General features: G+C 73.2%; 28 protein-coding genes. 8 read left to right on the forward strand and 20 right to left on the reverse strand.

Annotation, left to right across the window (positions count from 1 at the left end; all coding sequences use genetic code 11):
• Positions 1-47 precede the first annotated feature (47 nt).
• A complete protein-coding gene (locus tag AB0M16_RS16530; RefSeq protein ID WP_365343317.1) occupies positions 48-1172 on the reverse strand; it encodes a SchA/CurD-like domain-containing protein in 1125 nt (374 codons plus the stop codon).
• Positions 1173-1402: 230 nt separating this feature from the next.
• Between AB0M16_RS16530 and AB0M16_RS16535 the strand changes: the two genes are divergently transcribed.
• Positions 1403-3061: an FAD-dependent monooxygenase gene (locus tag AB0M16_RS16535; protein WP_365343319.1), complete on the forward strand. Its 1659-nt coding sequence runs from the start codon at positions 1403-1405 to the stop codon at positions 3059-3061.
• Between the two features lie 173 nt (positions 3062-3234).
• On the opposite strand, the gene AB0M16_RS16540 is transcribed toward AB0M16_RS16535, so the two are convergent.
• The 6 genes from AB0M16_RS16540 to AB0M16_RS16565 all read right to left on the reverse strand — a co-directional run bounded on the left by AB0M16_RS16540 (position 3235) and on the right by AB0M16_RS16565 (position 8809).
• Positions 3235-3744: a hypothetical protein gene (locus tag AB0M16_RS16540; protein ID WP_365343624.1), complete on the reverse strand. Its 510-nt coding sequence runs from the start codon at positions 3742-3744 to the stop codon at positions 3235-3237.
• A gap of 83 nt (positions 3745-3827) precedes the next feature.
• The gene (locus tag AB0M16_RS16545; protein WP_365343321.1) at positions 3828-5033 is read right to left on the reverse strand and encodes an ROK family glucokinase; all 1206 of its coding nucleotides are present in this window, start codon (positions 5031-5033) and stop codon (positions 3828-3830) included.
• A 48-nt stretch (positions 5034-5081) separates the two neighbouring features.
• Positions 5082-5885 (reverse strand): ATP-binding cassette domain-containing protein, encoded by an 804-nt coding sequence (locus AB0M16_RS16550; protein ID WP_365343323.1) that lies wholly within the window; start codon positions 5883-5885, stop codon positions 5082-5084.
• Positions 5882-6937 carry an ABC transporter permease gene (locus tag AB0M16_RS16555; RefSeq protein WP_365343325.1) on the reverse strand — a complete coding sequence of 352 codons (1056 nt, stop codon included), beginning with the start codon at positions 6935-6937 and terminating at the stop codon, positions 5882-5884. The genes AB0M16_RS16550 and AB0M16_RS16555 overlap by 4 nt, the downstream gene beginning before the upstream one ends.
• Entirely contained in the window at positions 6934-7953 is a 1020-nt protein-coding gene (locus AB0M16_RS16560; RefSeq protein WP_365343327.1) for a sugar ABC transporter substrate-binding protein, read from the reverse strand. Before AB0M16_RS16560 ends, AB0M16_RS16555 begins: the two co-directional genes overlap by 4 nt.
• Positions 7954-8041: 88 nt before the next feature.
• Positions 8042-8809, reverse strand: a complete 768-nt coding sequence (locus AB0M16_RS16565) for a GntR family transcriptional regulator (RefSeq protein ID WP_365343329.1) — start codon at positions 8807-8809, stop codon at positions 8042-8044.
• A 101-nt stretch (positions 8810-8910) separates the two neighbouring features.
• Between AB0M16_RS16565 and AB0M16_RS16570 the strand changes: the two genes are divergently transcribed.
• Complete coding sequence (locus tag AB0M16_RS16570) at positions 8911-9915, forward strand: Gfo/Idh/MocA family oxidoreductase (protein ID WP_365343331.1); 1005 nt, start codon at positions 8911-8913, stop codon at positions 9913-9915.
• Here the strand turns inward: AB0M16_RS16570 and AB0M16_RS16575 are convergent.
• From AB0M16_RS16575 to AB0M16_RS16590, 4 genes are read right to left on the reverse strand one after another with little or no spacing between them, the layout of a single operon-like run.
• Positions 9907-10323: a PaaI family thioesterase gene (locus AB0M16_RS16575; protein ID WP_365343333.1), complete on the reverse strand. Its 417-nt coding sequence runs from the start codon at positions 10321-10323 to the stop codon at positions 9907-9909. The genes AB0M16_RS16570 and AB0M16_RS16575 overlap by 9 nt on opposite strands.
• Positions 10324-10328: 5 nt before the next feature.
• Entirely contained in the window at positions 10329-11510 is a 1182-nt protein-coding gene (locus tag AB0M16_RS16580) for a cytochrome P450 (RefSeq protein WP_365343335.1), read from the reverse strand.
• Positions 11511-11519: 9 nt separating this feature from the next.
• Entirely contained in the window at positions 11520-12227 is a 708-nt protein-coding gene (locus AB0M16_RS16585) for a response regulator transcription factor (protein WP_365343337.1), read from the reverse strand.
• Complete coding sequence (locus AB0M16_RS16590) at positions 12224-13453, reverse strand: histidine kinase (protein WP_365343339.1); 1230 nt, start codon at positions 13451-13453, stop codon at positions 12224-12226. Before AB0M16_RS16590 ends, AB0M16_RS16585 begins: the two co-directional genes overlap by 4 nt.
• A gap of 155 nt (positions 13454-13608) precedes the next feature.
• Here AB0M16_RS16590 and AB0M16_RS16595 point away from each other — a divergent pair, with 155 nt between their 5' ends.
• Positions 13609-13827 carry a hypothetical protein gene (locus tag AB0M16_RS16595; protein WP_365343341.1) on the forward strand — a complete coding sequence of 73 codons (219 nt, stop codon included), beginning with the start codon at positions 13609-13611 and terminating at the stop codon, positions 13825-13827.
• A 62-nt stretch (positions 13828-13889) separates the two neighbouring features.
• Here the strand turns inward: AB0M16_RS16595 and AB0M16_RS16600 are convergent, their stop codons facing one another.
• The gene (locus AB0M16_RS16600) at positions 13890-14378 is read right to left on the reverse strand and encodes a MarR family transcriptional regulator (protein WP_365343343.1); all 489 of its coding nucleotides are present in this window, start codon (positions 14376-14378) and stop codon (positions 13890-13892) included.
• Between the two features lie 71 nt (positions 14379-14449).
• On the opposite strand from AB0M16_RS16600, the gene AB0M16_RS16605 reads away from it, so the two are divergent.
• Positions 14450-14986 (forward strand): SgcJ/EcaC family oxidoreductase, encoded by a 537-nt coding sequence (locus AB0M16_RS16605; RefSeq protein WP_365343345.1) that lies wholly within the window; start codon positions 14450-14452, stop codon positions 14984-14986.
• Positions 14987-15069: 83 nt separating this feature from the next.
• Here the strand turns inward: AB0M16_RS16605 and AB0M16_RS16610 are convergent, their stop codons facing one another.
• From AB0M16_RS16610 to AB0M16_RS16620, 3 genes are all read right to left on the reverse strand, one after another.
• Positions 15070-15489 carry a nuclear transport factor 2 family protein gene (locus tag AB0M16_RS16610; protein WP_365343347.1) on the reverse strand — a complete coding sequence of 140 codons (420 nt, stop codon included), beginning with the start codon at positions 15487-15489 and terminating at the stop codon, positions 15070-15072.
• A 171-nt stretch (positions 15490-15660) separates the two neighbouring features.
• Positions 15661-16596 carry a DMT family transporter gene (locus tag AB0M16_RS16615; RefSeq protein WP_365343349.1) on the reverse strand — a complete coding sequence of 312 codons (936 nt, stop codon included), beginning with the start codon at positions 16594-16596 and terminating at the stop codon, positions 15661-15663.
• Between the two features lie 200 nt (positions 16597-16796).
• A complete protein-coding gene (locus AB0M16_RS16620; RefSeq protein ID WP_365343351.1) occupies positions 16797-17408 on the reverse strand; it encodes a dihydrofolate reductase family protein in 612 nt (203 codons plus the stop codon).
• 180 nt (positions 17409-17588) lie between these two features.
• Between AB0M16_RS16620 and AB0M16_RS16625 the strand changes: the two genes are divergently transcribed.
• Positions 17589-18329 carry an SDR family oxidoreductase gene (locus AB0M16_RS16625; RefSeq protein WP_365343353.1) on the forward strand — a complete coding sequence of 247 codons (741 nt, stop codon included), beginning with the start codon at positions 17589-17591 and terminating at the stop codon, positions 18327-18329.
• A gap of 248 nt (positions 18330-18577) precedes the next feature.
• Here the strand turns inward: AB0M16_RS16625 and alc are convergent, their stop codons facing one another.
• Positions 18578-19693 (reverse strand): allantoicase, encoded by a 1116-nt coding sequence (gene alc / locus AB0M16_RS16630; protein WP_365343355.1) that lies wholly within the window; start codon positions 19691-19693, stop codon positions 18578-18580.
• A gap of 3 nt (positions 19694-19696) precedes the next feature.
• Positions 19697-21031 carry an allantoinase AllB gene (allB, locus tag AB0M16_RS16635; RefSeq protein ID WP_365343357.1) on the reverse strand — a complete coding sequence of 445 codons (1335 nt, stop codon included), beginning with the start codon at positions 21029-21031 and terminating at the stop codon, positions 19697-19699.
• Between the two features lie 349 nt (positions 21032-21380).
• Between allB and AB0M16_RS16640 the strand changes: the two genes are divergently transcribed.
• Positions 21381-22190, forward strand: a complete 810-nt coding sequence (locus AB0M16_RS16640; protein WP_365343359.1) for an IclR family transcriptional regulator — start codon at positions 21381-21383, stop codon at positions 22188-22190.
• A gap of 126 nt (positions 22191-22316) precedes the next feature.
• Here AB0M16_RS16640 and AB0M16_RS16645 read toward each other — a convergent pair whose 3' ends face one another.
• Both AB0M16_RS16645 and AB0M16_RS16650 read right to left on the reverse strand, forming a co-directional pair.
• On the reverse strand, positions 22317-23030 hold the full coding sequence (locus AB0M16_RS16645; RefSeq protein ID WP_365343626.1) for an ABC transporter ATP-binding protein: 714 nt from the start codon (positions 23028-23030) through the stop codon (positions 22317-22319).
• Positions 23031-23044: 14 nt separating this feature from the next.
• Positions 23045-24127 carry an ABC transporter permease gene (locus tag AB0M16_RS16650; RefSeq protein WP_365343361.1) on the reverse strand — a complete coding sequence of 361 codons (1083 nt, stop codon included), beginning with the start codon at positions 24125-24127 and terminating at the stop codon, positions 23045-23047.
• A 124-nt stretch (positions 24128-24251) separates the two neighbouring features.
• On the opposite strand from AB0M16_RS16650, the gene AB0M16_RS16655 reads away from it, so the two are divergent.
• Complete coding sequence (locus tag AB0M16_RS16655; RefSeq protein ID WP_365343363.1) at positions 24252-25517, forward strand: sensor histidine kinase; 1266 nt, start codon at positions 24252-24254, stop codon at positions 25515-25517.
• Positions 25514-26140, forward strand: coding sequence for a response regulator transcription factor (locus AB0M16_RS16660; RefSeq protein ID WP_365343365.1), 627 nt, complete (start codon positions 25514-25516; stop codon positions 26138-26140). The genes AB0M16_RS16655 and AB0M16_RS16660 overlap by 4 nt, the downstream gene beginning before the upstream one ends.
• Before the next feature lie 31 nt (positions 26141-26171).
• Here the strand turns inward: AB0M16_RS16660 and AB0M16_RS16665 are convergent.
• A partial coding sequence (locus tag AB0M16_RS16665) for an amphi-Trp domain-containing protein (RefSeq protein ID WP_365343367.1) occupies positions 26172-26685 on the reverse strand: 514 nt, incomplete at its 5' end.

The following is a 26685-nucleotide window of genomic DNA, read 5'->3' on the forward strand; positions in this document are numbered from 1 at the left end:
GGGGGAACGGTCGCGGCCCGGCACGACGGTCCGGCCGCGACCGTCCGTCAGGATTCCGCCGAGCTACGGTCGGTGACGGGCAGCATGTCGGCGTGCGACAGGAGCCGGTGGATGTTGCGTTCCGTCTCCAGGGAGCCCTCGACACCGATCGCGGCACCGTCGAGGAGGGGCTCCAGCTCGGCGGCCTTCCCGGCGCCCTTGAGGCCGAGCGAGGCGGCCGGGTCGAGATCGAGGTCGCCCGTGATGTCGACGAGGCGCACCACGATGTCGTCGCGCTGGAAGACGGTGCTTCCGTACACGGGGCTGTCCGGGTCCTCCGCCGCGGCCTGGTCCTGTCCGGCCAGCAGCCGGGCCAGCTCCATCCCGCGGCCTTCCTTGGCCGGGTAGTACAGGGCGTGCCGCGTCAGGCGGGCCGGGGCCGGCCCGTCGGACACCACATGGTGCACGGCCGGGAGCGCCGCCCGGGTGAAGAAGACCCGCGCCGACTCGGGGTCGGTCAGGTCCCGGTCCTGCTCCAGGTACGGGTTGATGGCCTCCTCCACCGCGCGCACCTCGGGCTGGCGGGCGACGTGCCGCAGGGCCGCGAGGAGGTCGCCCTCCACCTCCACGCAGCGCACGACGCGGTTGCCGTGCATGAAGAGCGACGTGCGGCGCAGCCGGGTCTTCTCGTCCACCTTGGCCTGGGGCGACTCGTACCCGGCCAGGAGCTCCGCGACCTTCGACTCGGAGCCCGGTTTGACGGTGAAGGTCAGGGCGTGGCGGGCCACGCCGTCGCCCACGCGGGCCGCCACCTGTGCGCCCTTGGACCGCGGGTCCGGCGTGAGCGGCTGACGCTCGCCGGTCTCGCGGAGGATGCTGTAGCGCATCGACCGGGTGTCCCGGACGCAGCTGTGCATCGGCTTCACGGTTTCGACGTGCTCCTCGCTGTTCACCCAGGCGAGGAACGGCGGGGCGCTCTCCCACTCGCTGGTGATGAGCCACTGCGAGGGGTTCTCGATGGACTGGCAGAGCTGGTCACTGATGTGACCGGGGACGGAGGCGACCTGCTTCCGCATGAGTTCGTACGCCTCCAGGAACTGCTCCTGGGCGCCTTCGTACAGGTCGAGCAGCAGGATCACCCGCAGCCTGGAGCCGTCGAAGGCCGACTGCGACACGCGTCCCGAGGGGGTCATCCGACGCACCTCTTCTCTTCTTCCGGGGGTCGGGGGGACCGCCGTGCCATGAGGCCGGGGGTCGTCATGAGCCGATCGTTGGCGGGCGGACGGATCCACGCGACTCCCACGGGGCGGATGAGTGAACCGTGCGTCATTCGGGTGCCCCGAACACAGGAACCGGTCCTCGGCGGGCATGAATCTGCATCCCAATCCCTGACGCGCGTCGTGGGCGACGCTGGAGGCGATCAATGAACCGATTCGAAGAGGCCGGGGAGGTCGGTCACCGCACGCCCGTCCTCATCGTCGGCGGCTCTCTGGTGGGCCTGTCCACCTCGCTGTTCCTGGGACGGCTCGGCGTGCCGCACACCCTCGTCGAACGCCATTCGGGCACGTCGATCCATCCGCGCGGGCGCGGCAACAACGTCCGCACGATGGAGCTGTTCCGGGGCGCCGGTGTGGAGCGGCGCATCGAGGAGGCCGCATCGGTGCTGGGCGGCAACAACGGCATCCTGCAGACCCCGACCCTCGTGGGGGACGCCGGGGAGTGGCTGTTCCGGGAGATCGACCCGGGCGGCGGTGTCGCCCGCTTCAGCCCCGCCGGGTGGTGCCTGTGCAGCCAGAACGATCTGGAGCCGGTGCTCCTCCAGGAGGCCCGGGAGCTCGGCGGGGACCTGCGCTACTCGACGGAGCTGATGTCGTTCGAGCAGGATGCCGACGGCGTGACGGCGCGGGTCAAGAGCCGCGAGACGGGCGAGCACACCACCATCCGGGCGGACTACCTCGTCGCGGCGGACGGCCCGCGCAGCCCCGTGCGCGAGCGCCTCGGCATCGGCCACACCGGCCCGGGCGACCTGTTCCACAACGTCAGCATCACCTTCGTCTCCCGCGACCTCGCGGACGTCGTCGGCGACCGGCGCTTCATCATCTGCTACCTGACGAACCCGGAGGCGGACGGGGCACTGCTGCCGGTGGACAACCGGGAGCGGTGGGTGTTCCACGCGCCCTGGCACCCCGAACGGGGCGAAACGCTGGAGGAGTTCACCGACGAGCGGTGCCGGGAGCACATCCGCAGGGCCGTGGGGGTGCCGGACCTGCACGTGGAGATCACCGGCCGGGCCCCTTGGCACGCCGCCGAGCGGATCGCCGAACGGTACGCGGACGGGCGGGTGTTCCTCGCCGGCGACTCCGCACACGAGATGCCGCCCACGGGGGCGTTCGGCTCCAACACCGGTATCCAGGACGCCCACAACCTGGCCTGGAAGCTGGCCGCCGTCCTGAACGGCTGGGCCGGCCCCGGGCTCCTCGCGTCCTACGACGCGGAGCGCCGGCCGGTCGCTGAGGCGACGAGCGCCCGCGCCTCGTCGCGTTCGGTCGAGCACAGCCACCCGGGCTACTCCCCCGGCCCCGAGGCGGGCGGCCCCGGCCGCAAGCCGAACGGCATCCTGGGGGTGGCGCTCGGCTACCGCTACCCGCGGGGCGCGGTCCAGGGCGCCGACCCGGCCCAGCCGGTGGTGCCGGACCGGCTCAGCCTGGTGGGCGAGCCCGGCAGCCGGGCGCCCCACATGTGGCTGAACCACGCCGGCACCCGGGTCTCCACCCTCGACCTGTACGAGCGGCACCTGGTGCTGCTGAGTTCCGCCGGGACGACGGGCGGCTGGCACCACGCCGCCGCGCACGTCGGGGAACGCCTCGGGGTGCCCGTCGACTCGTACCGCATCGGTGAAGGGGCCCACGCGGAGCTGACCCCGACCGACGGGACGGACTGGGCGGAGCTGCACGGCGTGACCGCGGACGGCGCGGTGCTGGTCCGTCCCGACGGCTTCGTGGCGTGGCGCTCCGAGGGGTCCTCGGAGGACCCCGAGACGGTGCTGCGGGCGGTCCTCACGGCCGTCCTGGGCCTCTCCTGACGGCTCGCCCCCCGGCCTCCCCGTAGCCGGAGGCCGTACGGAAAGGCCGCCCTCTCCTCGGAGGAGGGCGGCCTTTCGGTGCGTCGTGGGACCGGGCGCCGTGGGACGGGGCGCCGTGGTCCCGGGCGTCGTGGTCCCGGGCGTCGTGGTCCCGGGCGTCGTGGTCCCGGGCGTCAGGGAGACGTCGTGGAGACCACGTAGACACGGGGGAAGGCCGGGTCGGCCATGCTGACCACGATGTCGCTGGTGGGGCGCGGCTTCTCGCGGCTCACGCTGGTGCCGGACCAGCCGCGGTCGGGGCGGAAGTCCCAGCCGACGATCTCGGCGTCGTGCGCGCTGACGGTGACGTCGCCGGGCACGAGGGCGGCCCGGCTGGTGCCGCTGTCGCGGAGGTAGGCGTCCAGGCCGGCCGCGGTGGTCGTGAACTGGACGTAGAGCCGGCTGGTCTTCCAGTTGCTGGTCTCGTAGTAGGCGACGTGCCAGGCGTCCGAGGGGATCGGGATCTCGAAGACCCGGCGCTTCATCTGGGAGGGCCGGTTGTCCTGCAGACCGACGACGGAGGACTCGCGCTCCTTGTCGATCCCGCTGTCGCGGCTCTGCCCCGCGGAGATCACCAGGTAGCCGGCGGGCACGCCGACGAGCAGCACGATGGTGAGCAGGGTGAGGAAGCGGCGGCGCAGCATGTGCCGCCGGTCCTCGGGGAGCCTGCCCTCGGGGGGATCGGGGTGCTCCGGGGAACCGGTGGGGTGGGGCAGGGTGGGCACGGTCATGAATCTGGGTCCTGGGTGGTGCGGGAGCTCCGGTCGGCGGCGGTGCCGCGCAGGGCCTGGGTGTAGCGCCCGTACCGCTCGTAGCGCTCGACGCGGCGCCGGTTGGCCCGGCGGAAGCGGCGGGCGACCAGCCGGGCGAGGTCGGCGGCGCCGACCATGCCGGCCTCGGGGCCGAGCTGGGCCCGGGCGATGCGGGCCTCGGGGCGGTAGCCGCGGCCGGTGAGGTGGCGCCGGAAGGCGTCCCGGGCGGGGCCGATGAGCAGGTCGTCGGCGGCGGAGACGCCGCCGCCGATGACGAAGCAGGAGGGGTCGAGGGCGGCGGCGAGGTTGGCGAGGCCGACGCCGAGCCACTGGCCGATGTCCTGGAGCAGCTCGACGCACATGGCGTCGCCCTCGCGGGCGAGCTCGGTGATGAGGGGGCCGCTGATGTCGGGGACGTGTCCCTTGACGCGCTCGATGATGTTGTACGCGACCGGGGAGTCGGCGGCGGCGAGCTCGCGGGCCTCGCGGACCAGGGCGTTGCCGGAGCTGTACTGCTCCCAGCAGCCGCGGTTGCCGCAGGGGCAGCGGTGGCCGCCGGGGACGACCTGCATGTGGCCGAACTCGCCGGCGACCCCGTACTTGCCCCGCTTGACCTGGCCGTCCTCCAGGATGGCACCGCCGATGCCGGTGCCGAGAGTGATCATGACGAGGTGGTCCTCGCCGCGTCCGGCGCCGAAGCGCCACTCGGCCCAGGCGGCGGTGTTGGCGTCGTTGTCCACCATGACGGGGACGGCGAGCCGGTCCTGGAGGGCGTCCCGGAGCGGCTCGTTGCGCCAGGCGAGGTGGGGGGCGAAGAGCACCCGGGCCCGGTCGGCGTCGACCCAGCCGGCCGCGCCGATGCCGACGGCGTGCACGTCGTGCCGGTCGGAGAGGTCCAGGACGAGCTCGACGATGGTGTCCTCGACGACCTTGGGGCTCTTGGACTTGTCGGGGGTCTCGGTGCGGACCTTCTCCAGGATGTTGCCGTCCGCGTCGACGACACCGGCCATCACCTTCGTACCGCCGATGTCGATGCCGACGGTCGGCACGCGGGGCGCGGTCAGGTGCGAGCGCCGCTCCCGGGTGCCGACGGTCCGCAGGACCGTGCCGCGGGCCGAGCCACTGGTGGTCACCCTTGCTCGGAGAGCAAGGGGGAGCGTGAGGTCTCGGTAGGTACTCATCGGGTCGATTCTGCCAGGTGGGGTGTCAGCGGCGCGTGACGAAAGCACCTACGGGCCCGGCTGTCGTTCCAGCTCGTGCCGCAGGTCCTCCAGCTCGCTGCCGCCGGCCATCTGGCGGGTCAACTCGTCCAGGGTGATGGAGCCCTTGGTGTGGCTGCCGGCCATGACGCCGCGCTTGAGCAGCACGAAACGGTCGCCGACGAGGTAGGCGTGGTGGGGATTGTGGGTGATGAGGACCACGCCGAGGCCCTGGTCACGTGCGGCAGCCACATATTTCAGGACCACCCCCGACTGCTTGACGCCGAGCGCGGCGGTCGGCTCGTCGAGGACGAGGACCTTGGCGCCGAAGTGGACGGCGCGGGCGATGGCGACGCACTGGCGCTCGCCGCCGGACAGGGTGCCGATGGGCTGGTCGACGTCGCGCAGGTCGACGCCCATGCGCAGCAGCGCCGTACGGGTGGTCTCCCGCATCAGTCCGACGTCGAGCCGCTTGAAGGGCCCCGTGCCGCGGGTGGGCTCGGAACCGAGGAAGAAGTTCCGCCACACGGGCATGAGGGGGACGACGGCGAGGTCCTGGTACACGGTGGCGATGCCGCGGTCGAGCGCGTCGCGCGGATGGGCGAGGGTGATCTCCTCGCCCTCGATGCGGAAGGTGCCGGCGTCGTGCCGGTGCAGTCCGGCGACGATCTTGATGAGGGTGGACTTGCCGGCGCCGTTGTCTCCGAGCACGCAGGAGATCTCGCCCGCGTTCACCTCCAGGGAGACCCCTTCGAGGGCGCGGATGTTCCCGTAGTACTTGCTGACGTCGTCGAGCTCGACGAGCGGGCTCGCGGTCTTCGTCCCCGTGGTCACTTGGTGGCCTCCACGCGCTTGCGGATCCAGGCGTTCAGGAGCGTCGCGAGCAGCAGCATCGCGCCCAGGAAGAACTTGAACCAGTCCGGGTTCCACTCCGCGTACACGATCCCCTTGCCGGTCATGCCGAAGATGAAGGCGCCGACCGCGGAGCCGATGGCGGAGCCGTAGCCGCCGGTGATCAGGCAGCCGCCGATGACGGCCGCGATGATGTAGATCAGCTCGTTGCCGACGCCCTCGCCGGACTGGACGACGTCGAACGAGAAGAGCAGGTGCTGGCCGGAGATCCAGGCGCAGAAGGCCACGCCCATGTAGAGGCCGATCTTGGTCTTGTGGACCGGGACGCCGACCGCGCGGGCGGCGTCGGCGCCGCCGCCGACCGCGAAGATCCAGTTGCCGGACCGGGTGCGCAGCAGGATCCAGGTGGCGACCGCGACCAGGGCGAGCCACCACAGGATGGTGACCTTGAGCTCGACGCCGCCGACGGTCCAGGTGGAGGCGAAGACCTTGTGGGCGGAGGGGAAGCCCTCCATGTCGGCGATCGACTTCGTGGAGACGGTGCCGCTGATCAGCTTGGTGAAGCCCAGGTTCAGGCCGGTCAGCATCAGGAAGGTGCCGAGGGTGATGATGAAGCTGGGGAGCTTGGTGCGGGTCAGCATGAAGCCGTTGAACGCGCCGATGGCGAGGGTGACGAGCAGCGAGACGCCGACGCCCACCCACACGTTCGCGGTCATCTGGTAGCTGAACATCGAGGAGATCAGCGCCGAGCTGGTGACCATGACGCCGGCCGAGAGGTCGAACTCTCCGCCGATCATCAGGAGCGCGACCGGCACGGCCATGATGCCGATGGTGGAGGCCGCGTAGAGGACCGTCCCGAGGCTGGAGGCCCGCAGGAAGCTGTCGGCGACCACCGAGAAGAAGAGGAAGACGGCGATCGCGCCGACGATCGAACCGAGCTCCGGGCGGGCGAGCAGCTTCTTCAGCGGCGACGTGCGCAGCAGACGTTCGTCGACGTGGTCGAGCCCGTCCGAGGGCGGGGAGGCGGCACTCATCGGGTACCCCGCTCCGTGTAGTCCTTCAGCGCCGCGGCCTGGTCCTCGGTGATGATCTGCGGACCGGTGAGGACCGGCTTGCCCCCGCCGAGGACGTCGGCGTTGTACTTGTACAGCCAGAGCAGGTCGACGGCCTCGTAACCCTGGAGGTAGGGCTGCTGGTCGACGGCGAAGCCGAGGGTGCCGGCCTGCAGGCCGGCGGCCACCTTGGCGTTGAGGTCGAAGGTGTCGACCTCGGCCTTGCTGCCGGCGCTCCGCTTCGCCTGGACGGCGGCGTCCGCGAAGGGGGCGCCGAGGGTCACGACGGCGTCGACGGACGGGTCGGACTGGAGCTTGGCCAGGATGGAGGCCTGGACGTCGGGCATGTTGGTGCCGTCGACGTAGAGGTTCTGCAGCTCCCCGCCGAAGGCCTTCCTCGCGCCGGCGCAGCGCTGCTCGTGGCCGACGTTCCCCTGCTCGTGCAGGACGCACAGGGCCTTCTTGCGGCCGCGCTTGTCGAGCTCCTCGCCCACGGCCTCGCCGGCGACGGTCTCGTCCTGGCCGATGTGGGTGAGCGCGCCGAAGGCCTTGGAGGCGTCGGCGCCCGAGTTCACCGTGATCACCGGGATGCCGGCCTTCACGGCCTTCTGGACGGCCGTCTTCATCGCGTCGGGCTTGGCGAGGGTGACGATGATGCCGTCGACCTTCTTGGCCACGTACGAGTCGATGAGCTGGGCCTGCTGCTGCGCCTCGTCGCTGTGGGCGTAGAGGAAGTTGATGTTGTCCTTGACCGCGGCCTGCTTGGCGCCGTTCTGGACGATGTCCCAGAAGGTGTCGCCGTCGCCGGAGTGGGTGACCATGGCGAAGGTCCAGCGGGGGGTGTCGACGGCCGCCCTCCCCTGGGCCGCGGCCGCCTTGCGGGCGTCCTCCGCGCGCTTGCCGCCGGTGCTGCTGCACCCCGCGAGCGCGGCGGTCAGCGCCACCGCGAGCACGGCGCCGACGGCCGCGCGTACCCCTCCTGTGGGAACCCTGGTCACGAGACCGTGCCCTCCTTTGTGTCCTTCTGCGTGCATTGCAGTATCGGTCATGGGGGTCGCGCCGATCTCCAGCGGGTCCTGTGGGGGCCTACCCGCGGACGAGCAACTGGAACTCGAAGGAGTACCGGGAGGCCCGGTAGAGGTGGGAGGCGAACTCGACCGTCCGGCCCGTGGGGTCGAACGTGGTGCGTTCCATCGTGAGCAGCGGGGCGCCCTCCGGCTCGTCGAGTGCTGCCGCCTCGCCGGGGGCCGCGGCGCGGGCGCCGACGGTCTGGCGGGCGCTGTGCAGGGTGGTTCCGGCGGCGCGCAGCAGCCGGTAGAGGCCGGTGGCCTCCAGCTGTTCTGCGTCCGCGTCGAGCAGTCCGACGGGCAGGTGGTTGCGCAGGTACGCGAGGGGCTCGCCGCGCGCGGAGCGCAGCCGCTCCAGGTAGCGCACCTCGGTGCCCTCGGGCAGTCCCAGGGCCGCCGCGACCTCGGCGCGGGCCGGTTCGAGCCGGTCGACGAGGAGCCGGGTCTCCGGCCGCAGCCCGGAGGCCTCCAGGTCGTCGTGGAGGCTGCTGAGCGCCGCCGGCCGCCGGACCCTGCTGTGCACCACCTGGGTGCCCACTCCCCTGCGCCGTACGAGCAGCCCCTTGTCGACGAGCGACTGGATGGCCTGCCGCACGGTGGGCCGGGAGAGCCCGAGCCGGGTCGCGAGGTCGATCTCGTTCCCGAGCAGGCTGCCGGGGGGCAGCGCGCCGCCCTCGATGGCCGCCTCCAGCCGCCGGGCCAGCTGGAAGTAGAGCGGCACCGGGCTGCCGCGGTCCACGGACAGCTCGGGGACCGGCGGGTGCGGGGGCGGGGCCTGCGCGGACACGGTGGGGAGGGTAGCCCCGGGGGCGGGAGACGGGAAGCGGGGACGTCCTGTTGTCCTGACATTTCCTTGACACCCGACCCGTTCCGCACCACCTTGGGGCCATGCGGATCGGACTGGTCGGGACGGGACGGATCGGCGCCTTCCACGCGGGAGTGCTCGCGCGGCACCCGGAGATCGAGGCACTGGTCCTCGCGGACGCCGACGGGCCGCGGGCGGCGCGGGTCGCCGGAGCGCTGGGCGCGGAGGCCGCGCCGTCGGTCGACGCGCTGTTCGGGCACGCCCTGGACGCGGTGGTGATCGCCTCGGCGACGGCCGCGCACGCGGAGCTGATCGGGCGGGCCGCGGCGGCCGGGCTTCCGGCGTTCTGCGAGAAGCCGATCGCGCTCGACGTACCGGGGACGCTCGGGGCCCTGCGGGCGGTGGCGGAGGCCGGGACCGAGCTGCAGCTGGGCTTCATGCGCCGGTTCGACGCCGGGTACCGGGCCGCGCGGGAGGCCGTCGGGGAGGGCAGGCTCGGGCGGCTGCACACCGTACGGGCGGCGAGCTCGGACCCGGCGCCGCCGCCCGCCGGATACCTGCCGCTGTCGGGCGGGCTGTACCGGGACTGCATGGTGCACGACTTCGACATGGTGCGCTGGGTGACCGGCCGGGAGGTCGTCGAGGTGTACGCCGCCGGGTCGGACGCGGGGCCCGCGATGTTCCGGGAGGCCGGTGACGTGGACACGGCCGCCGCGCTGCTGACCCTGGACGACGGCACGCTGGTCACCGCGACGGCGACCCGCTGCAACGGCGCCGGGTACGACGTACGGATGGAGCTGGCCGGGGAGCTCGCGCAGCTCGCCGTCGGCCTGGACGAGCGCACGCCGCTCGAGTCGGTCGAGCCCCTGGGCCCGCCGCCGCCCGGCAAGCCGTGGCCGGGTTTCCTGGAGCGCTTCGCACCGGCGTACGAGGCGGAGCTGGACGCCTTCGTCGGCCTGGTGCGCGGCGAGCGGGACAACGCGTGCGACGGGGGCGAGGCGCTGGAGGCGCTGCGGATCGCGGAGGCGTGCGAGCGGTCGCGCCGCGAGCGGCGCCCGGTGCGTCTCGCGGAGATCACGTCAGCCTGAGTTCAGCACGGTCCCCTGGGCGACGGCGCACAGCGTCTCGACGCCCTCGGCGTCCACGGTGAGGACGTCACACCGCACCACCGCCTGCCTCCGCCCGGCGTGCACGACGCAGGCGCGGGCCCGCAGCACCACGCCGACGGCCGGGCGGACGTACTGGATGGAGAACCCGGCGGTCAGCACGGCGGGCCCCAGGGCGGCGCCGGCGGCGAAGGTCAGTGCGTTGTCGGCCGCGTACGAGAGCACGCCGCCGTGCACGTACCCGTTCTGCTGACGGTGCTCCTCCCGGACGTCGAGCTCCAGGGTCGCCGCACCCTCGCCGAAGGCGGTGATGCGGGCGCCGAGGAGTCGGCTGAAGGGCTGGGCGTCGAGGACCTTCCGGGCGAGGCCCGGGTCGAGTTCGGAGGACATGGGGATCACCATACGACCGGCAGGCGGCGCGTGCCGCGGATCAGCATGCCCGGGAGCCATTCCAACGGCCCTGCCTCGGGGTCGAGTTCCAGCCGCGGGAAGCGCCGGAGAAGTGACTCGATGGCCGTCTTGCCCTCCAGGCGGGCCAGCGGTGCGCCCAGGCAGTAGTGGATGCCGTGGCCGAAGGCGAGGTGGCCGCGCGGGTCGCGCCGGATGTCGAAGCGGTCGGGTTCGGGGAAGCGGCCCGGGTCGCGGGCTCCGGAGGCGAGGGCGACGAGGACGACGGCGCCGGTCGGGATCTCGGCGCCGCCGAGGGTGATCGGCTCCTGGGCGAAGCGCAGGGTGGCGTTCTCGACCGGTCCGTCGTAGCGCAGCCCCTCCTCGACCGTGGCGTCGAGCAGACCGGGATCGGCTCGGAGCGCTGCCAGTTGTTCGGGGTGGGTGAGCAGCGCGCGGACCGTGTTGGCGATCAGGTTGACGGTGGTCTCGTGGCCCGCGATGAGCAGCAGGTAGGCGAGGGCGCGCAGTTCGGGCAGCGAGAGCCGGTCGCCGTCCTCGGCGCGGGTGGCGATGAGCGCGGACAGGAGGTCGTCGGCGGGGCCGTGGGCCCGCTTGTCCTCGATGAGTTCGTCGAGGTAGGCGCCGAAGCCGGCCACGGCCGCCTCCTGCTCGGCGGGGGCACCGGTCGGCGCGACGAGCTCGTTGGACCAGGCCCGGAAGCGGTCGCGGTCGGCGGCCGGGACGCCGAGCAGTTCGCAGATGACGGTGATGGGCAGCGGGAAGGCGAAGGAGTCGACGAGGTCGGCCCGGCCGGCCGGCTCCATCGCGTCGAGGAGTTCGTCGGTGAGGCGCTGGACGCGCGGGCGGAGCGCCTCCACCCGGCGGCCGGTGAACTCGCCCGCGACGAGCTTGCGCAGCCGGGTGTGGTCGGGCGGGTCGACGATGAGCAGGTTGGGCCCGATGACCTCCTCTTCCGGCAGGGGTATGCCGAAGGCGGAGAAGGACTTGGACAGGCGCTGGTCGGCGAGGGCCGCGCGGGCCTCCTCGTAGCCGACGACCAGCCAGGCCGGCATGCCGTCCGGCGTCACGACCTCGTGCACCGGGCCGGCCTCGCGGAGCTTCGCGTAATACGGGTACGGGTCGGCGGTGAAGTCCGCGCCGTATTCCCCCAGATCGATGACGGACATCGGCCCAGGCTACGCGTCGCCTTCCTGGTCGGGGAGGTCGAGCAGGCCCGCGTCGTGGACGAGGAGCGCGATCTGGACACGGTTGTTCAGCCCGAGTTTGGCCAGAATCCGCGAGACGTGCGTCTTCACGGTCGGCACGCCCATGTACAGGGCTGCGGCGATCTCGGCGTTGGACCGGCCCTGGCCCACGGCGAGGGCGACCTCCCTTTCGCGGTCGGCGAGTTGGGCGAGGCGTGCGCCGGCGGCGGCACGCCTCGGGGGCTCCTGCGGGGTCGTCGGCTCGCCGGGGGCGGGCTGTTCGGCGACGTGGCTCATCAGCTGACGCGTGACGGCCGGGGAGAGCACCGGGTCGCCCGCCGCCACCCGGCGCACGGCGGCGACGATCTCGGCGGGCGGGGTGTCCTTGAGGACGAAGCCGGCGGCCCCGGCCCGCAGGGCGCGCAGCACCTGCTCGTCGGCGTGGAAGGTGGTGAGGACGACGACCTCGGGGGCGCCGGACCGGGCGCGCAGCCGCTCGGTGGCGGTGAGACCGTCGACCTTCGGCATGCGGATGTCCATGAGGACCACCTCGGGGGCGTGCCGGTCGACGAGCCCGGGGACGTCGGCGCCGTCGGCGCCCTCGCCGACGATCTCGATGTCCTCGGCGCCGCCGAGCATGAAGGAGAGGCCCGCGCGGACCAGGGGGTCGTCGTCGACGACGATCAGCCGAATGGTCATGCGGGCCACGGTAGCCAGGCGTGGAGTGCGAAGCCGCCGTCGGGGTCGGGGCCGTGCTCCATCCGGCCACCGGCGAGGGTGGCGCGCTCGGTGAGCCCGATGAGGCCCTGCCCGGAGCCGGGCACGTGCGGGACGGGACCGACGGGGGCGGGGTTGCGCACGTCGACGGTCAGTCCCTCGCCGGGGCGGCCGCGCAGGGTCACCGTGACCTGCGCGCCCGGGGCGTGCTTGCGGGCGTTGGTGAGGGCCTCCTGGGCGATTCGGTAGACCGTGCGGCCGGTGGAGGCGGGCACGGAGTCCGGGTCCGTGACCGTGGAGTCGAGGACGACCTTCATCCCGGCCTCGCGGACTTCGGCCACGAGGCTGTCGAGGGTCGCGAGGGTGGGCTGGGGGCGGTCCTCGGCGCCCTCGCCCGGGGAGCGGAGCACGCCGATGATCTCCCGCAGGTCCTGGAGGGCCTCGTGGGCGCTGTCGCGGATGACGCCGGCGGCACGGGCGACCTGCTCGGGCGGGGCGTCGGGCCGGAACTCGAGGGCTCCGGCGTGCACGCTGAGCAGGGTGAGCCGGTGCGCCAGGACGTCGTGCATCTCGCGGGCGATGGCCTCGCGGGCGAGCCGCTGGGCCTGCTGGGCGCGCAGCTCGGCCTCGGCCTCGGCACGCCGGGCGCGCTCGCGGAGCGCCTCGACGAGCAGCCGGCGGGAGCGGACGAGCATGCCCCAGGCGGTGACGAGGAGGATCAGGACGATGCCGATGCCGATGGAGAGGACGGCGTTGGTCGTGGGGTCCGGGCGGACGAAGACCTGGACCGTGGAGGCGACCATGGCGAGCAGCCCGATCCAGGCGATCTCGCGGAAGGGGCGGCGTACGGCGACGCTGAACAGGGCGGCGAGGACGGCGCCGCCCGCGGTGGGGGCGACGACGCTGACGACGGAGACGGCGACCGCGAGACCCGCGGGCCAGCGACGGCGGAACCAGAGCGCGCAGACGGCCAGTCCGCCGAGGACCTGGTCGACGAGGGCGACCGCCTGGCTGTTGTACTCGGCGCTGGCCTCGGCCGCGACCATGCCGACGAACGCGGCGAGCAGGAACAGGGTGGTGTCGACCACCCAGTCCCGCACGGTGCGCCGGGGCCGCCGCTCCGGCCGGTCGTGGCCGGTCCGGGCGGCCTCGACCAGGTGGGAGGGGAGCAGCCAGGTGTGCCGCTCCTGGCGGGCCGTGCGTGTCATACCGGAAATGTACGCAGGTGAACGCGGGGGCGCCGGGCCGGAGCGGCCGCCCGATACCAAAGTCGCGCGGGACGGGACTTCGGTCGTACAGAGCGGCGCGGGACGGATACCGGCGGTCGACGCGGGCCGGGCGGCCGGGGGCTCATGCTCGGGGCATGAAGAGGGTTCTTGAGGTCACGGGCTTCCTGGTGATGGTGTTCGGCGTCTGCGGAGTGATCCGCGAGCTGACCGACGGCTGGTTCAAGCTGATGGGGGTGACCCGCTTCCTGACCGACGGCGTCTGGTTCCTCCAGGGCCACGAGCTGTTCGCGAACATCGTGATCGCGGTGCTCGGACTGATCGTCCTGGTGGTGTCGGACCGGGTGCGCGCCTGACCGGCCGAGGGGGCTGTGGCCAGGCCGGGGGGGCAGGGGGGCGCCGGGCGGGCCGGGGGCGATCACCCCTCCGGGTCCTCCGCCCCCGCCACCGGCTCCGTGAGGGCTCGGGTGGCTTCGCGCTGGATTCCCGCCGAGCGGTGCAGGAAGTCGAGGATCACGGCGAGGTCCGCGTCCGAGTACTCCGCGTAGAGGCCGGCCAGTCGGGCCGCGAAGGGGGCGAAGAGCGGCGCGAGGCGGGCCTCGATGGACGGATCGATCTCCACGTTGGTCCGCCGCCGGTCGTGCGGGTCCTTCACCCTGCGGGCGAAGCCCTTGCGCTCCAGCCGGTCGACCAGGCCGGACACCGAGGCGGGGGCGAGCCCGGTCCGCTCCCCCAGCTCGCCCGCGCTGAGCGCGCCCGAGCGCTGCAGCAGGTCGAGCGTCTTCTCCTCGACCGGAGTCAGCCCCATCCGGGCGCTGATCGCCGCGTGGTACATCACGGCCGCGTTGCTGTGCACACGGCCCGCCTCCCCGAGCTCGACGAGGAGTTCGCCCCTTGACCTCTCCATGACCCGCCTCCTATTATTTCGTTCGGACGAACGAAATATATCACGACAGGGAGCGAGAGCGAGGTAACGCCATGCACACCCAGGAGACCGACGAGGCGCGGGACGTACGGGAGAGCCTGGTCCGCGAGCTGTTCGCGGAGTACTGCAGGACCTGGACGGAGGCGGACGCCGCCGGGTTCGGGCGCCTGTTCACCGAGGACGCCGACTACGTGTCCTACGACGGCAGCTGGGCCGCCGGCGCGGCGCGGCTGCAGGACAACCACGACAAGCTGTTCCGAGGAGTGATCGCCGGCTCGGCGATGGTCGGGGAGATCGAGTCGCTGCGGTTCGTCACCGACTCGGTGGCCGTCGTCGTGGCCGACGGCTCGGTCCTCATGCCCTGGCGCAGCAGGCTGCCGAAGCGCCGGCTGTCGCGCCAGATCATCGTCTGCGTGCACACGCCGGAGGGCTGGCGGATCGCCGCGATCCAGAACGGGCGCCAGCGCCCGGTGACCGTCCCGGAGCCGGACGCGTTCCCGTCCCGGATGTCCCGCCTCATGACCCGGCTGGCCGGCCGTTTCGGCATAGGCCGCGCCCGTCTGGTCTCCCTGCGCCAGGACAGGCCTTAGGCGCCCTGTCCGGCAATGTGCGTCGGATCAGGTCGGGCGGGCCGGACCCGAGGGGAAGGAGCAGGCGGGCCCCAGGACGGACCCTACGGCCGGGCCGTCCCGTCCGGCACCGGCGTGGCCTGGTGGTAGTAGAGCCGGTACTCCCCGGCGGCATCGCGGCGCCAGATCGACGAACGGCGGGCGTGCCGGCCCTCGATGCGGGTCTCGTAGGTGAGGTGGACGATCCCGGAGGCGAGGACCGTGCCCTCGAAGTGCTCTGCGGTGATCGGGGTGCTGTTCTCGGCGCCGCCGTGAAGTGTGGGCAGGGCGGCGACCATCTCCGCGTGCGTCCACCGCCGCCCGGAGGCGCCGACCTCGATGAAATCCGGATCGAAGAGGGCTTCGGCGAGGGCGCCGGAGAGCCGGACGGAGGGGTCGTGAAGGCGTCGCTCCCGGACGATCGCCTCCGTGACGTCCGGATGCTGCGGGAGCGCCTCGGACGCGTGCAGGTCGTTCTGGATCATGGCGACATGATGCATGGTCGCGGTCGGCGGGCCCTCGGCGGCCTCGCGGCTGTCATGGGCGAAGTCGATGCGTCGCCAGGCCGCGGCCCGGGGGTCAGCAGGTCAGGGGGCAGCAGCGAAGACAGGGTCGAGTGCCTGCCCCACCCCGACCCCGGCCCCCCGGCCCCTCGATCAGCCGGCCTGTCCGGCGTCCCGGTCCGCGGCAGTGCGGCCCCAGCTGGTGCCCGCCAGCACGAGGATCGCTCCCACCAGGCCCGGCACGCCGGGGCGGTCGCCGGCCAGGGCGATGCCCACGGCGGCTGCCCAGAGGGGCTCGGTGCCGAGCAGGAGGCTGACCCGGGACGCGGAGGTGCGGCGTACGGCCCACATCTGTACGAAGAAGGCGAAGAGCGTGCAGAAGACCGAGAGGAAGAGGAGCCCGGCCCACTCGCGCGGCCCGAAGTCGAGCGCCACGTCGAGGGGCGACGCCCCGGTGCCGGGGGCGGCGGCCAGCACGGCGAAGACGGCGACGGCGGAGCCGAGCTGCACGGTGGTCAGGGAGAGCGAGTCGGCGCTCCGGACCGCCTTGATCCGGGACATCGCGAGGACGTGCACGGTCCTCGCGAACGCCGCGAGCAGCATCAGCAGGTCGCCGAGCGAGGGCGCGGTGAAGCCGGAGCCCTGGGTCAGCAGGACCACGCCCGCCACGGAGAGCGCGGCGGCCGCCAGGAAGCCGCGGGACGGGCGCACGCCCGTGACGGCGGCCTCGGCGAGCGGGGTGAAGATCATGGTGAGGCTGATGATGAGGCCCGCGTTGGTGGCGGAGGTGTGGACCACCCCGTACGTCTCCAGCACGAAGATCCCGGCGAGGATCAGGCCGAGCAGTCCGGCCCCGCGCCACTGGGCGGTGTCCAGGGCGCGCAGTCGGCGCCATCCGGCGGCGACGAGCACGGGCAGCACCACCGCGAACCGCAGCACCAGGACGGCGAGGACGGTGTGGGCGGTGGTGATGCCCTTGGCGGCGAGATAGCTGGCACCCCAGACCACGGCGACGAGCAGGACCGGCAGGTCGGTCAGCCAGGCCCGGCGCGGGGCGCCGAGGGGTACGGGTACGGCGGCGGACGTCATCGGCGAGCGGTCTCCAACGCGTGGGACGGGGTGGAGACTTCGGCGGCTCGCACACGGGGTGATCACCGTACCGGCAGCGCCCCGTGGTGGCTACATCTTTCCCCGGCCCCCCGCTCCCCGCTCCCCGCCGCCCGCTCTCGCCTCTCGGCTCCCCCGGCTCCCCCGGCTCCCCCGCTCCCCGGCTCCCCGGCTCCCCGGCCTCAGCCGACCGTGCCGAACGTGGGGCGGCCGGCCTGCTCGTACGTCTGGATGGCGACCCCCGCGCCCGTGGTGCGCGCGCCGGCGAGCCGGAAGGCGCTCGGAGTCGCGCCCTCGGCGAAGAAGCGGCGGCCCTTGCCGAGGACGACGGGGAAGACGGCGAGGTGGAGCGTGTCGATCAGGTCGTGGTCGAGGAGCGTGCGGGCCAGTCCGGCGCTGCCGTGCATCTGGATCTCGCCGTCGAGCCCCTGCTTGAGTGCCGCGACCTCCTGCGCCGCGTCGCCGCCCAGGACCGTGGTGGTCGGCCAGTCGGCGCTCGTGAGGGTGGTGGAGGCGACGTACTTGGGGAGGGCGTTGAGCTTGCCCGCGATCGGGTCGGCGGGGTCGGTCTGCTTCGGCCAGTAGCTCGCGAAGATCTCGTACGTGCGGCGCCCGAGGAGGAAGGCCGTGGGCCGCTCGAAGACCTCGGTGATGAAGCGCCCGAAGTCCTCGTCGGCGTACGGGAAGACCCAACCGCCGAGGTCGAAACCGCCGCTGCGGTCCTCGTCCGGGCCGCCGGGGCCCTGGTGCACGCCGTCGAGGGTGACGAACTGGGTGAGGCTGAGGGTGGCCATGAGGGTGCCCTTTCTCTTCTCCGGACCATCGTGTCCCACCACTGACGACCCCGCCGCCCGGTGGAACTCATCGGTGGTCGCGACGGTGACCGACTCGGCGTCCGATTGCCGCCAGCGCCGGGGACGCCGCCCGCGTTCGATTGAACTCGCAACGACAACCGACGCACGAGGAGTGACGCGATGTCCACCATGAGCGGCAAGGCGGTTCTGGTCACCGGCGGCAGCCGGGGCATGGGCGCGGCGACGGCCGTCCGCCTCGCCCGGGAGGGCGCGGACGTGGCCTTCACCTACGTCCAGGGAGAGGAGCGGGCCCATGAGGTCGCCGCACGGATCGAGGCGGCCGGCGGCAAGGCGCTCGCCCTGCGGGCGGACGCCGGCGACGCCGGCGACGCGGCCGGCGCCGTGGACTGGGCGGCCGACGCCCTCGGCCGGCTCGACGTGCTGGTCAACAACGTCGGGGTCGGGGTCCTCGGCCCGCTGGAGTCCCTCTCCCTCGCCGACGTGGACCGGGTGCTCGCGGTGAACGTCCGCTCGGCCTTCCTTGCCTCGCAGACGGCGGCGGCGCGCATGGAGGCGGGCGGCCGGATCATCACCATCGGCACCTGCATGACCCAGCGGGTGCCGGGCCCCGGCGGCACCCTGTACGCGACGAGCAAGGCCGCGCTGACCGGCCTGACGAAGGCCCTCGCCCGGGAGCTCGGCGGCCGAGGCATCACCGCCAACATCGTCCACCCGGGCCCGACCGACACCGACATGAACCCGGCCGACGGCCCGTACGCCGGCGGTCAGGCCGAGATGACCGCCCTCGGCCGCTTCGGCACCGCCGACGAGGTCGCCGCGATGGTGGCCTTCCTGGCCGGCCCGGGCGCGGCCTATGTGACGGGGGCCGAGTTCGCGGTCGACGGCGGCCACTCCGCGTAGGTCCGCGTCGCTCCGGCCGGCGGCGCCTCGGCCCGTCGCCGTGCGCCGCCGGGGCCGCGGGGCCGCGAAGCCGCGAGGCCGCAGGGCGACGGGGTCGCGGGGCGCAGGGCTGCGGGGGCTGCGGGTCCGCGGGGGTGTCCGGAAGGTGCGGAAGGAAAGAACGAGGGCGCACCGGTGCTGTCGGGTCGGTGCGCCCTCGTGGTCGCCGGGCGGGGTGTCGTGCCCGCCCGGTCGCCCGGTGGGTGGCGTCAGCCGCCCAGCTCCTGGTGGCGGGCGGTCAGCCGCGCCGTGCCCGCCTCGGTGAGCGAGCCGAAGAGACGGAGGCGGGAGATGCCGCCGTCGGGGAAGATGTCGATCCGGACCCGGGAGCCGACCGCGGGCGTGTCGAGCACGAAGCGGTGATTGGTGTCGGGCTGGAGGCGGGTCCGGGGCAGGATCTCGGTCCAGTCCTCGGAGCCCTCGGCGGCCACGGAGAGGGCGGCCCAGCCGGCGCTGTTGCCCTTGAGGTACGCGGTGTCGATCTCGACGGCGCGGATCTCGGACTCGGCGGCGAGGCTGTAGCGGATCCAGTCGTTGCCCTTGTCGCGGCGGCGGCGGGTCTCCCAGCCGTCGTCCATCTTGCGCGAGCGGCCGGGCTGGATGGTGTTGGTGGCCGGGGAGTAGAAGCGGTCGGAGGCGTCCTCGACCTGGCCGCCGTTCTCCAGGGCCGCGAGGTCGAAGGTGCCGAGCACGCCGAGCCACTGCGGGTCGGGGGCGACCTCGCCGTACACACGGAGGCGGGCGATGCCGCCGTCGGGGTGCTGGTTGACGCGGAGGTGGGTGAAGCGCTGCTCGACGTCGACGGCGAAGCCGTTGGCGGCGTGACCGCCGATGGCGGTGCGCGGGACGAGCGTCGTCCACTTCACGTCGTCGGCGAGCAGCTCCTCGGGCGAGGGCGAGCCGGCGACGGAGGCGGCCTCGACGGAGACGGCCTGCGGGTAGTTGCCGCGGAAGTGGGCGGTGTCGACGACGATGCCGCGGATCACGCCGGGGGCGCCGAGGCGTACGAGCGCCCAGTCGTGGTCGTCCTCGGTGGGGTGCGGCACCTCGGCGGACACGCCGCGCCGGCGGCGGGTCTCCCAGCCGTCCATGATCTTGCCCTTGTGCCCGAAGTGCTCGGGGTCGAACTCGGCGGCCTCGGGCTTCAGCAGGTTCTCGCGCTCGGCGAAGAACTCGTCGTTGGCGGCGATCACGCCCGCGCCCAGGCGGCGGTCGGCGAGGTCCGCGTACTGGGTGAAGGGGAAGTCCGCGGTGCGGTAGTCGGCGTACGGGTCACCGCCGCCGTAGGGGCTGGCGTCGCCGGTGAAGGAGGGTATGCCGGTCACGGGTCAGTTGTTCCTTTCGAGGAGACGGCCGGAGGGCTCGCCGAGGGTGCCGCGGTCGACGATGCGCTCTCCGCGCAGCCAGGTGGAGGTGACGACGCCGTACAGGGTCTTGCCCGCGTAGGCGGTGACCCGGTTGCGGTGCTGGAGCTCGGCCGGGTCGACGGTGAAGGTGGCGTCGGGGTCGACGACGGCGAAGTCGGCGTCGCGGCCGGCCTCGATGGCGCCCTTCTGCGTGAGGCCCGCGAGGCGGGCGGGGCCCTCGGACATCCAGCGGACGACGTCCGTCAGGTCGTGGCCGCGGCGGCGTGCCTCGGTCCAGATGGCGGGCAGGCCGAGCTGGAGGGAGGAGATGCCGCCCCAGGCGGAGGCGAAGTCCGGGGTCTTGAGGTCGGCGGTGGACGGCGAGTGGTCCGACACGATGCAGTCGATGGTGCCGTCGGCGAGGCCCTGCCACAGCAGGTCCTGGTTGGCGGCCTCGCGGATCGGCGGGCAGCACTTGAACTCGGTGGCGCCGTCCGGGACTTCCTCGGAGGTGAGGGTGAGGAAGTGCGGGCAGGACTCGACGGTGATCCGGACGCCCTCGGCCTTGGCGGCGGCGATCAGCGGCAGCGCGTCGGAGGACGACAGGTGCAGCACGTGGACGCGGGCGCGGAGCCGCCGGGCCTGGTCGATCAGGTTCTGGACGGCGGTGTTCTCGGCGACGCGCGGCCGGGAGGCCAGGAAGTCGGCGTAATTGCCGCCGGACTTCTGGGGCGCCGCGGCGAGCTCGTGCGGGTCCTCGGCGTGGACGATCATCAGTCCGTCGAAACCGGCGATCTCGGCGAGCGAGGCGGCCAGCTGGTCCTGGTCGAGCTGCGGGAACTCGTCGACGCCGGAGGGCGACAGGAAGCACTTGAAGCCGAACACGCCGGCGTCGTGCAGCGGACGCAGGTCCTTGACGTTGTCGGGGAGCGCGCCGCCCCAGAAGCCGGTGTCGATGTGCGCCTTGGCGCGGGCGACGTCCTGCTTGATCCGCAGGTTCTCGACCGTGGTGGTGGGCGGCAGCGAGTTGAGCGGCATGTCGAGCAGGGTGGTGATGCCACCGGCGGCCGCGGCGCGCGTGGCGGTCCAGAAGCCCTCCCACTCGGTGCGGCCGGGGTCGTTCACATGGACGTGGGTGTCGACGAGACCGGGCAGGACGACGTCGTCACCGACGTCCTCCAGCCGGGCACCGGCCGGTACCTCGGCGTCGTACGGCAGCACGGCCGCGATCGTCCCGCCGGAGACGGCGATCGACGCCGCGCGGGTTCCCTCGGGGGTGATGACGCGCGTCGAGCGCAGGACCAGGTTGACGTCCACCCGTACCCCTCTTCTTCCACGAGCTTCTTCAGCGAACCAGAAAATTCAACGAACTGTTGAAGGAGTCTGCGGCCGGGACGACATGTCGTCAAGGGCACACTTTTCAGAATCGCCCCGGTCGCCCGACGAGCGCGAGGGCCAGTTGGATGTTTCCATGAAGTGGAATGAGAATTTCGTACAGTAGAACGTAGCTCCGCACATGCGGGGCCGACCAGGACTGCTCCGGGCAGCCGCCGACATCGGACAAACACCCCCTGACCGGCGCGGACGCCGGGGCCTGGGCCGTGTGCCCGGCCTCACCGCCCGGTAGGCTGCAGCCTTGCCCGCCTGCCCCGAAAGGACCGTTGCCGTGCCGACGTCCAGCGCCAGCACCACCGACGCCGCCAAGCCCGCCGCCGCCAGCGGTGGCGTCCAGTCCCTCGAGCGTGCCTTCGACCTCCTGGAGCGGATGGCCGACGCGGGCGGCGAGGTCGGGCTGAGCGAGCTCTCCGCCAGCAGCGGGCTGCCGCTGCCCACCATCCACCGCCTCATGCGCACGCTGGTGGCCTGCGGCTACGTCCGCCAGCAGCCCAACCGCCGGTACGCGCTCGGCCCCCGTCTGATCCGGCTCGGCGAGTCCGCCTCCCGGCTGCTCGGCACCTGGGCCCGGCCGTACCTGGCCCGGCTCGTCGAGGAGACCGGCGAGACCGCGAACATGGCACTGCTCGACGGCGACGAGATCGTGTACGTCGCCCAGGTGCCGTCCAAGCACTCGATGCGCATGTTCACCGAGGTCGGCCGCCGGGTGCTGCCGCACTCCACCGGCGTCGGCAAGGCGCTGCTCGCGAACACCCCGGCCGAGGAGGTGCGCGCGCTGCTGTCCCGTACCGGGATGCCCGCCGCCACCGAGAAGACCATCACCACGCCCGAGGGCTTCCTGGACGCGCTGGAGATGGTGCGCGAGACCGGTTACGCGGTCGACGACAACGAGCAGGAGATAGGGGTCCGCTGCCTCGCGGTCCCCGTCCCGAACTCCCCCACCGCGGCGGCGATCTCGATCTCCGGCCCGGCGGGCCGCGTGACGGAGGCGGCGACCGAGCGCATCGTCCCGATCCTCCACCAGGTCGCCGAGGAACTGTCGGCGGCCCTGGCGAACACGGCGGGCAACGGACAGGGCTGAGACGGGTACGCAAGCGCGTCGAGCGTGCGACGGCCAGGGCCGTCGCACGCTCGACTCATGTTCCGGACCGGCAGGGGCCTCCGTCCTCCGTCCTCCTCCTGGACGAGCAGGTCCTCCGACAGCGTTCTACCTCTGGACGAGCAGGTCCTCCGACAGCCGCCCGTCCGTCACCGTCGCCACCCGGTTCGCCCGTCCCAGATGCGTCCGGTCGTGCGTGACCAGCACCGTCGCCGTGCCCCGTTCCGCCGTCAGGCCGGCGAGCAGGTCCATGACCGCCGCGCCGCGCTCGTGGTCCAGGGCACTGGTCGGCTCGTCGACGAGGAGGACGGACGGTTCGTTCATCAGGGCCCGCGCGATGTTGATCCGCTGACGCTGGCCGCCGGACAGCTGGTGCGGGCGCCGGTGCGCCTGCTCGGCGAGGCCCACCGCGTCGAGCAGCTCCAGGGCCCGCTCGCGGACCGCACGGCTCTTCCGGCCGGACAGGTGCGACATCACCTGGAGCTGTTCGAGGGCGGTGAGCGAGGGCAGCAGGTTGGGCTGCTGGAAGACGATGCCGATCCGCTCGCGCCGCAGCCGCGCCTTGTCGGCCGGGGCGAGCGGTGCGGTGTCGGTGCCGGCCACCACGACCCGGCCGCTGTCCGGGGTCACCAGGGTCGCCGCCACCGCGAGGAGGCTGGACTTACCGGAGCCGGAGGGGCCGACGACGGCGGTGAGAGTGCCGGCGGGAACGGTGAGCGAGACCGCGTCGAGGGCGGTGAGCCGGCCGTCACCGTCCGGGTAGGTGAGGGTCACGTCGTCGAGGACGAGATCGGCCGGAGCCGACGGGGTCGTCGAGGTCATCGGGGTCGTCGAGGTCATCGGGCGCTCCCCAGCGCGGTCAGGGGGTCGACGGCGGTGATCCGCCGGATGGACAGGGCCGCGCCGAGCACACCGAGGACGATCATCACGGCGGCCGGGCCGAGCACGGTCAGCGGCTGGAGCACGAAGGGCACGTCGCCGCCGCTGATCAGCGCGCCGATGCCGGAGGCGAGACCGGTGCCGAGCAGGGTGCCCGCACCGAGCATCACCACGGCCTGCCCGAGGGCGTCCTTCAGGAGGTACGGGGTGGAGGCACCGAGCGCCTTCAGGACGGCGACGTCGGCGCTGCGCTGGATGGTCCAGACGGTGAAGAAGGCTCCTATGACGAGCGCGGAAATGGCGAAGAGGAAGCCGCGCATCAACTGGAGGGAGCCGTTCTCGGCCTGGTAGGACCCTATGGCGCCGAGCGCCTCGTCGATCGTCTTCGAGGCCGTGCCGAGGGCCCCGTCGCCGGCCGCCCAGTCCGCGCCGGAGCCGGAGAGGGCGATGACGGTGGCCTGCTCCTCGGGCGAGGTGCCGCTGTGACCGAACTTCTGCCAGTCGTCGAGGGAGGTCCAGACGACGGGGGTGTGGCTGTACGAGGCGTCGCCGGCGACCGCGACGACCGTGGCCTCCAGCGAGCCGAGGCGCACGGCGTCGCCGGCGGTGACGTCCAGCTCCTTCGCGGCCGACTCGGACAGGACGGCCTTGCCGGGACCGAGCCTGCCGCTCTCCGGCGCGAGGCCGGCGCCCTGCTCCGTGCCGAACGCGGAGAGCGCGGCGGTGCGGTCGCCCGCGCTCGCGTTGAGGGTGCGGATGCCGAGCGGCTCGGCCCGCGTCACACCCGGGCGGCCGGCCCAGGCGGCCCAGTCGGACTCGGTGACGGTCGAGTTGGTGAAGGAGACCGACTGTCCGTCGGGCGGGGCCGCGAAGGCCAGTCGGTCCGCCGGAAGGCCGGTGATCGCGGAGATGTTCTCCCGCGCGAGCCCGGCGGTCAGCCCCGACAGCAGTCCGACGAGCAGGGTGATCAGCACGATCACCGTACCCATCAACGTGAATCGCCCCTTGGCGAATCTCAGGTCTCTCCATGCCACGAACATGGCACCAAGACTGCTCGGCGGGTGCGGTCGCGGGCATCGCGCCACGGATGGCTCCGCAATCAAACTTTCGGTTGAGTCCGGATTGTCCGGTCCGGCCCGCGGCCCCGCCTACCCTGGATCCATCATGGATCCCCGTTCCCTCACCCCCGCCCTGCGCGCGCTGCGCCTGTGCCTGCACCTCCTGATGGCGGGCCTGCTGGTCCTGGCGGCGCTGCGCTCGCACACCGCGGCGGGGATCGCGGCGGCGGGTGTCACCGGCGCGGTCTACGCCGCAGGCTCGCTGCTGCCCTCCGTGCGGGAGTCGCAGCGGGCGGCCGGCGTGTGGCTCGGGGCCCTCTGTCTGTCCTGGCTGGTGCTGCTCTGGGTGACGCCCGAGGGGCTGTGGATCGCGTTCCCGCTCTACTTCCTCCAACTGCACCTGCTGCCGGTGCGCTGGTCGCTGCCGGCCGTGGCGCTCACGGCCTGCGCGGCGATCCTCTCGTACGTACGGCACGGCGCCGCGCTCAATCCCGGCGTCTTCATCGGGCCGCTGCTGGGCGCGGCCGTCGCCGTGGCGACCGTGCTCGGCTACCAGGCGCTGTACCGCGAGAGCGAGCGGCGCCGTCGGCTGATCGAGGAGCTGATCTCCACGCGGGCCGAGCTCGCGGCGGCGGAACGGCACGCGGGGACGCTCGCCGAGCGGGAGCGGCTCGCCCGGGAGATCCACGACACGCTCGCGCAGGGGCTCTCCTCGATCCAGCTGCTGCTGCGGGCCGCCGAGCGGGCGCTGCCCGAGGGCTCGCCGGCCGCCGGGCACATCGAGGCGGCCCGGCGGGCCGCGCAGGACAACCTGGCGGAGGCCCGGCGTTTCGTCCGTGCCCTGACCCCGCCCGATCTGGAGCACGGCTCGCTCGCCGGCGCCCTGGAACGGCTGTGCGGGACGGCGGGCCCGGACGGTCCGCGCGTGCGGTTCTCGGTGAGCGGGACGCCGGCCGAGCTGCCCACCCCGTACGAGGTGGCGCTGCTGCGGATCGCCCAGTCGGCGCTCGCGAACACCGTCCGCCACGCCTCGGCCTCCCGGGCGGAGATCACCCTGTCGTTCATGGGCGGCTCGGTGACCCTGGACGTGGTGGACGACGGCGAGGGCTTCGACCCCCGGGCCGTACGTGCCTCGTCGGTGGGCGGATTCGGGCTGCCGGCGATGCGCTCGCGGGCCGAGTCGCTGGGCGGCACGTTCACCGTGGAGTCGGCGCCGGGCCAGGGCACCGCCGTGGCCGTCTCGCTCCCGCTGCCCCTCGCGCCGTCCCGCTCGTCCTCGAACTCCCCCTCCCGCTCGTCCGCCCACTCGTCCGCCCGCTCGCCCGCCCGCTCCCCCTCGTCCTCGTCCCGTCCGCTGGAGTCCGACGCATGACCATCCGACTGCTGCTCGCCGACGACCACCCGGTGGTACGGGCCGGGCTCCGCGCCGTCCTCGACACCGAGCCGGACTTCGCCGTGGTCGCGGAGGCGGCGACGGCCGAGCGGGCCGTCGAACTGGCCGCTGCCGGGGGCGTCGACGTGGTCCTCATGGACCTCCAGTTCGGTGCCGGGATGCACGGCTCGGAGGCGACCGCGGCGATCACCGCGGTGGCGGGCGGGCCGCGGGTGCTCGTCCTGACCACGTACGACACGGACGCGGACATCCTCGCCGCGGTGGAGGCCGGCGCCTCTGGTTACCTGCTGAAGGACGCCCCGCCGGAGGAGCTCGCGGCGGCGGTCCGTACGGCGGCGGCCGGTCAGTCGGCGCTCGCCCCGGCGGTGGCGCACCGCCTGATGGACCGGATGCGCACCCCGGCGGAGGCGCTGACCAAGCGGGAGCTGGAGGTCCTCCAGCTGGTGGGCGAGGGCCTGTCGAACCAGCAGATCAGCAAGGCCCTCTTCCTGAGCCAGGCGACGGTGAAGTCCCACCTGGTGCACATCTTCGCCAAGCTCGGCGTCGAGTCGCGCACGGCGGCGGTGGCCGCGGCCACCGCCCGGCGGCTGATCCGGCGCTAGAACGGACCGGACCGGCCGCCGGGCGGTCGGCTCACGACGGCTTGGCGGAGGTCCGCTTCGCGGAGGTCCGCTTGCCCGCGGACTGCTTGGCGGGGGTCCGCTTCGCAGGGGTCCGCTTCGCCTTCGCGGGCGGCGTGGCCTTCCGGCTCCGGGTGCCCGCGGACGGCTCGGCCGACGGCGCGGACGACCCGCCCTCCTGGGCCGGCGCGTCCTCGGCGGTCCCGGGCGGGGCTGCCGCCTCGGGCTCGGCGGCCGTCCGCGCGGAGGCGGGGCGCGTGCCCCGCCCGCCGCCCGTCCGCCATTTCAGCTCGATCTCCAGCTCGATCTCGCCGTCGCCGACCTCGAGCTCGACCTCGGTGCGGAACTCGTCGGGAACCCGCATGCTCAGCTCCACGTCGCCCAGCGAGAGCTCGGCCTCACCGCCCTCGCGGAACGCCTCGGCCAGCTCCGCCAGCAGGTCCGCGGCCTCGTCGCGGGTCAGCGAGCGCTTCTGCTCGAACTTCAGATCCTTCACGGCTGCCTCCTGCAGACTGCCCGGCGGCCGG

The organism is Streptomyces sp. NPDC051921 (assembly GCF_040680975.1).
GTDB lineage: Bacteria > Actinomycetota > Actinomycetes > Streptomycetales > Streptomycetaceae > Streptomyces.

Excerpts from the sequence above, each read along its gene's own strand:
- AB0M16_RS16530 (WP_365343317.1), bottom strand. The coding sequence starts at position 1,172 with ATGACCCCCTCGGGACGCGTGTCGCAGTCGGCCTTCGACGGCTCCAGG.
- AB0M16_RS16535 (WP_365343319.1), top strand. The coding sequence starts at position 1,403 with ATGAACCGATTCGAAGAGGCCGGGGAGGTCGGTCACCGCACGCCCGTC.
- AB0M16_RS16540 (WP_365343624.1), bottom strand. The coding sequence starts at position 3,744 with ATGCTGCGCCGCCGCTTCCTCACCCTGCTCACCATCGTGCTGCTCGTC.
- AB0M16_RS16545 (WP_365343321.1), bottom strand. The coding sequence starts at position 5,033 with ATGAGTACCTACCGAGACCTCACGCTCCCCCTTGCTCTCCGAGCAAGG.
- AB0M16_RS16555 (WP_365343325.1), bottom strand. The coding sequence starts at position 6,937 with ATGAGTGCCGCCTCCCCGCCCTCGGACGGGCTCGACCACGTCGACGAA.
- AB0M16_RS16570 (WP_365343331.1), top strand. The coding sequence starts at position 8,911 with ATGCGGATCGGACTGGTCGGGACGGGACGGATCGGCGCCTTCCACGCG.
- AB0M16_RS16575 (WP_365343333.1), bottom strand. The coding sequence starts at position 10,323 with ATGTCCTCCGAACTCGACCCGGGCCTCGCCCGGAAGGTCCTCGACGCC.
- AB0M16_RS16580 (WP_365343335.1), bottom strand. The coding sequence starts at position 11,510 with ATGTCCGTCATCGATCTGGGGGAATACGGCGCGGACTTCACCGCCGAC.
- AB0M16_RS16585 (WP_365343337.1), bottom strand. The coding sequence starts at position 12,227 with ATGACCATTCGGCTGATCGTCGTCGACGACGACCCCCTGGTCCGCGCG.
- AB0M16_RS16590 (WP_365343339.1), bottom strand. The coding sequence starts at position 13,453 with ATGACACGCACGGCCCGCCAGGAGCGGCACACCTGGCTGCTCCCCTCC.
- AB0M16_RS16595 (WP_365343341.1), top strand. The coding sequence starts at position 13,609 with ATGAAGAGGGTTCTTGAGGTCACGGGCTTCCTGGTGATGGTGTTCGGC.
- AB0M16_RS16600 (WP_365343343.1), bottom strand. The coding sequence starts at position 14,378 with ATGGAGAGGTCAAGGGGCGAACTCCTCGTCGAGCTCGGGGAGGCGGGC.
- AB0M16_RS16605 (WP_365343345.1), top strand. The coding sequence starts at position 14,450 with ATGCACACCCAGGAGACCGACGAGGCGCGGGACGTACGGGAGAGCCTG.
- AB0M16_RS16610 (WP_365343347.1), bottom strand. The coding sequence starts at position 15,489 with ATGATCCAGAACGACCTGCACGCGTCCGAGGCGCTCCCGCAGCATCCG.
- AB0M16_RS16615 (WP_365343349.1), bottom strand. The coding sequence starts at position 16,596 with ATGACGTCCGCCGCCGTACCCGTACCCCTCGGCGCCCCGCGCCGGGCC.
- AB0M16_RS16620 (WP_365343351.1), bottom strand. The coding sequence starts at position 17,408 with ATGGCCACCCTCAGCCTCACCCAGTTCGTCACCCTCGACGGCGTGCAC.
- AB0M16_RS16625 (WP_365343353.1), top strand. The coding sequence starts at position 17,589 with ATGTCCACCATGAGCGGCAAGGCGGTTCTGGTCACCGGCGGCAGCCGG.
- AB0M16_RS16645 (WP_365343626.1), bottom strand. The coding sequence starts at position 23,030 with ATGACCTCGACGACCCCGTCGGCTCCGGCCGATCTCGTCCTCGACGAC.
- AB0M16_RS16650 (WP_365343361.1), bottom strand. The coding sequence starts at position 24,127 with ATGTTCGTGGCATGGAGAGACCTGAGATTCGCCAAGGGGCGATTCACG.
- AB0M16_RS16655 (WP_365343363.1), top strand. The coding sequence starts at position 24,252 with ATGGATCCCCGTTCCCTCACCCCCGCCCTGCGCGCGCTGCGCCTGTGC.
- AB0M16_RS16660 (WP_365343365.1), top strand. The coding sequence starts at position 25,514 with ATGACCATCCGACTGCTGCTCGCCGACGACCACCCGGTGGTACGGGCC.